This window comes from Candidatus Cloacimonadota bacterium (genome assembly GCA_011372345.1).
GTDB lineage: Bacteria > Cloacimonadota > Cloacimonadia > Cloacimonadales > TCS61 > DRTC01.
Genome location: DRTC01000187.1, coordinates 1 through 3,740, shown reverse-complemented (window position 1 = coordinate 3,740; position 3,740 = coordinate 1). Strand labels below are relative to the sequence as shown.

Genomic DNA, 3,740 nt, shown 5'->3' with positions numbered 1-3,740 from the left:
GGATATAATTGGACACGAATAGATTCCGTATATAATGTTTTTGATATGACCCAATCGGAATATGATCCGGATGTTTATATTGCTTCGCGGATAAAAAAAGGAATATATATGTCATACGATGGAGCAGAAACCTGGTCGGAGAGCAATAATGGAATTGCAGAAGAAGATAGAATATTGATCGATAAAACTTACTTTCTTTCAGAAAATATTATGATAATTTCCGGTTTCAAATCTAATGATGGTGAGCATAATCAGACTTTTATTTATAGATCGGAAGATCAGGGAGGATCCTGGAATCTGATAATGGAGTCTGATTTAAATCTTGGTGAACCTATGATTTCCATTCAATCTTTATGCAAAGTAGATGACACATTTTATGCTGCTATGTTAAGCGGTGTTTTGATGAAAAGCGAAAATGAAGGTTTAACCTGGGAGAGTATATTTGAAATTGAGAACAGGAAGTTTTATCAATTGGAATACGATCAACAGAATTCAATATTTTTTATCAGAGCAGTAAATACAGAAGCTATCCCTGGAAAATATATTATCTATAGATCTTATGATTCTATTAACTGGGAAGAATGTTCAAATAATTTTCATGATGATTTTTCAACTATTCGTATTATATTAAATCCATCCGAACCGGGTGAAATTTATGCATCCGGTGTTAATAGAGATGGTATCAATCTTGAACATCCTCATTTTTATTTTTCAAATGACAGTGGTAATAATTGGCAACAAGTTTATTTAGATGGTTTTTCTCCAACCGACTATATAATTACAGCGAATATAATACAGGAAACTAATGAAATGTTGATTTGTCCGGGAGAATCTTCAATTTTTCGAAATGAACTTAATTTTGTGTCTGTTAATGATGAGACAGTTTCCAACATCACTCCAATAAATCTCTCCAATTTTCCCAATCCCTTCAATTCAGAAACAACAATTTCATTTTCTTTAGCCACAGAGTACAAGGAGAACTCAGAGATTTCAATTTATAACATTAAAGGGCAGAAGATAAAACAATTTTCAGATATCAGGAATCAAAATCCAATTATGTGGAATGCAACCGATGAGTATGGAAAAGCCGTTTCTAATGGAGTTTACTTTTATAGATTAAAGATAAATAATCAAAAATGTGTTGTCAGTAAGATGATATTATTACGATAGCACATAATTGCATTATGTGGATAGCGTATTCTTTTTGATCAACGCATCTAAAAGCTCTTTGGGAATGGTAGATTTTCCTGTTCTATCGGGTGGATATAAGTGAAGCAGTTCTTTTAGTTTATCAGCTTGTTCGGAATCATTCTTTAATGTTGCAGCTATTGTTTTCTTTTTAGGTGGAGCTGTTATCTTTAAATGATTATTCTCAATCTTGAATTTGAAATCAAAGGCTTCTCTAATGTCATCATCATTCTGATATAAAACAATTATCTGGTATTCGCAATCTTTCAATTTGATCTCATAATTTTCTGTTTCTTTGATTTTAATAGTTCCATGGTAATCTTTAAGATCAGCCATCGAGAAATATTTATACATTTTATGGAGAGTACTTTCTTCCAGGTTCTTCTTGAATCTGGTTAAGAATTTATACAGTACATTATTCAATTCCGGAGTTACTATCTTTTTAGTCCCTATCATTCCTAAATTCAAATATGTTATTGCTTTCAATTTATTGTTGATCCGGGAAATTCTCTGCCTGATGGCTACAGCTGAAACCTCCGCAATCTCTTCCATCTGCTGATAATTTCTATCGCAAATATTATATAAAACCAGGGTTCTCTGCTGTTCATCTGTTAAGCTTTCCAGCGCTTTTTTTAAAGGATGCATGCAGTTCCGTATCTATCTTGCTGTGTTCCAGGATCGTATCGATTATTAATTTTTCTTTATATCTTTCTTTAAGCTTCTTCTTCTTTTTGATATCCCTGAAATATTCATAACAAAAATTGCGTGAAGTAAGAGTGATCCACTTTTTTATGCCCCTGATATCGCCTTCAATTTTTTTTAATACAAATTTACCGGCAGTAATGGAAGCTATTTCTTTTGAAATATCTACATTTCCTGTTCTGTATAAGGCATATTTATAAGATATTTTCATTGCATCCTGATATGTAAAATCTTGGATATTTTTCATATCGAAACTCCTCATTACAGAAGTTCGACAACTCTTTCCTTAGTCAAGTATAAATTTTTTTCCGGTAACGGCGTCACACTTCGCACCTCCGCGTCATTCAACTGCAGCAAACAAAAAGGAGGTGCGAAATGAAAAAGCTGCTGCTGTTAGTACTGATTCTGTCGATCAGTCTGCTGAATGCTTTAAAACTGGGTGATTTCAGTGCGGAAAAACAGAATATCATCAAGGACTATCTAATCGACAGGATAGAACTGGATGCCGGTGAAACCATCGAAAGTGTGGAAGGTGAAAAATACAACATCATGGATTTTACTGATGATTATTGGATCGTAGTGGATAAGGATGGAAATATTCACCTGATCCCAATCGAATAATAATGGATGTAATAACCACCGATGCCTACATTATCCTATTTGAGAAAGATGTCATCAAAATCATTGCTATCGATGATGAAGCCAAATCTGCAAACAAACCTTCCACAGAAGAACATGATGTTACTATCGTAAATAAAATCCCGGAGAAAGATGTTACTATCGAAAACAAAGAGGAACCCGATCAATAGGTTCCCGGTAAAAACCGGTTTATATCGTCCCGCCTGTATGCAGCACCTTAACAGGCGGGTGATTCCTGTTTAGAGTTTATCCGGAAATTAAGGATTCGAGTTGTAAGGACAGCGTCAAACTATGTTTGACGAAAGACATCGTCTTAGCACAAGACGACGACTCGAAACTGCGTATTAATAACATTTTATTTCGACTCGTCGTTCCTTACGAGTCGAATGATCAAATTTTACGGATGAATTCAATTTAAAGCGTTCATTTAGAAATTATAGAAGTGCGGAATGAAGAAAAACAATTATGAGCAGATTCTTTGCTATTCATGTGCTATCAACATGAATTTCAGGCATGAAAAAGTAAATTGCAGTCCTGAAACTCACATTTTCGGAAATGAAAACACCAATTTCTGTCCCGAAACTCATATTTTCGGGAATGAAACCACCAATTGCAGTCCTGAAATTCCCAATTGCGGGAACGAAAAAGCCAATTGCAGTCCTGAAATTCCCAATTGCGGGAATGAAAACGCTAATTTCTGTCCGGATACTCACAATTTCGGGAATAAAAATGCCGATTTCTGTCCTGAAATTCACCTGCTCGTTCCAATGCTCCTGCGTTGGAATGCAGTGTTGGTCGCACATGCGTCATATTCGTTCCTACGCAGGAGCGCAGGAACAAGAATGTCATCCCTCTCTTTGAAGAGAGGGAACGAGGGTGAGTTAGAAAATGAATTATGCAGAATTTTTAATTAAACAAAACAAGAAATCCTCCTTCGCCAATCTCCTTCGTTAAAACTATGGAGATTAAAAAAACTATGGAGATTAAAAGGCTTCGGAGGATGCGGGAATAATCCCGAAAGGAGACAAAATGGAAGTAAATATCAGCAAATTTAAAGATAAGGAAGTACCGCCTTATGGGAAGAATTTCTACACCGTTGCCGGTGCGAACCTGGCGATCTTAAATATCGATGCTACAAATATCACGGAAATGACCGATGAAACCGCGGATATCGAGAAAAAACTGGATGATGTGGTAGCAGCAGAGAACGC

The 3,740-nt window shown here is 35.5% G+C and carries 7 protein-coding genes; 5 read left to right on the top strand and 2 right to left on the bottom strand.

All coding sequences use genetic code 11. The features are described 5' to 3' along the window. Nucleotides 1-1,170 (top strand): T9SS type A sorting domain-containing protein (locus tag ENL20_03685; protein HHE37658.1); only part of this gene is annotated, 1,170 nt, incomplete at its 5' end. A gap of 12 nt (nucleotides 1,171-1,182) precedes the next feature. Here ENL20_03685 and ENL20_03680 read toward each other — a convergent pair. After that, nucleotides 1,183-1,833 carry a sigma-70 family RNA polymerase sigma factor gene (locus ENL20_03680; GenBank protein ID HHE37657.1) on the bottom strand — a complete coding sequence of 217 codons (651 nt, stop codon included), beginning with the start codon at nucleotides 1,831-1,833 and terminating at the stop codon, nucleotides 1,183-1,185. Then, a complete protein-coding gene (locus ENL20_03675; protein ID HHE37656.1) occupies nucleotides 1,793-2,137 on the bottom strand; it encodes a hypothetical protein in 345 nt (114 codons plus the stop codon). Before ENL20_03675 ends, ENL20_03680 begins: the two co-directional genes overlap by 41 nt. A gap of 128 nt (nucleotides 2,138-2,265) precedes the next feature. Here ENL20_03675 and ENL20_03670 point away from each other — a divergent pair, with 128 nt between their 5' ends. The 4 genes from ENL20_03670 to ENL20_03655 form a co-directional block, all read left to right on the top strand. Further along, nucleotides 2,266-2,511: a hypothetical protein gene (locus ENL20_03670; protein HHE37655.1), complete on the top strand. Its 246-nt coding sequence runs from the start codon at nucleotides 2,266-2,268 to the stop codon at nucleotides 2,509-2,511. A gap of 2 nt (nucleotides 2,512-2,513) precedes the next feature. Next, a complete protein-coding gene (locus ENL20_03665; protein ID HHE37654.1) occupies nucleotides 2,514-2,699 on the top strand; it encodes a hypothetical protein in 186 nt (61 codons plus the stop codon). Between the two features lie 279 nt (nucleotides 2,700-2,978). Further along, nucleotides 2,979-3,443, top strand: a complete 465-nt coding sequence (locus ENL20_03660; protein ID HHE37653.1) for a hypothetical protein — start codon at nucleotides 2,979-2,981, stop codon at nucleotides 3,441-3,443. Nucleotides 3,444-3,558: 115 nt separating this feature from the next. Beyond that, the coding region (locus ENL20_03655) for a hypothetical protein (GenBank protein ID HHE37652.1) at nucleotides 3,559-3,740 on the top strand (182 nt) is incomplete at its 3' end.

What these genes read in the sequence shown, in the direction of transcription:
- ENL20_03680 (HHE37657.1), bottom strand. Translation starts at nt 1,833, where the DNA reads ATGCATCCTTTAAAAAAAGCGCTGGAAAGCTTAACAGATGAACAGCAG.
- ENL20_03675 (HHE37656.1), bottom strand. Translation starts at nt 2,137, where the DNA reads ATGAAAAATATCCAAGATTTTACATATCAGGATGCAATGAAAATATCT.
- ENL20_03670 (HHE37655.1), top strand. Translation starts at nt 2,266, where the DNA reads ATGAAAAAGCTGCTGCTGTTAGTACTGATTCTGTCGATCAGTCTGCTG.
- ENL20_03665 (HHE37654.1), top strand. Translation starts at nt 2,514, where the DNA reads ATGGATGTAATAACCACCGATGCCTACATTATCCTATTTGAGAAAGAT.
- ENL20_03660 (HHE37653.1), top strand. Translation starts at nt 2,979, where the DNA reads ATGAAGAAAAACAATTATGAGCAGATTCTTTGCTATTCATGTGCTATC.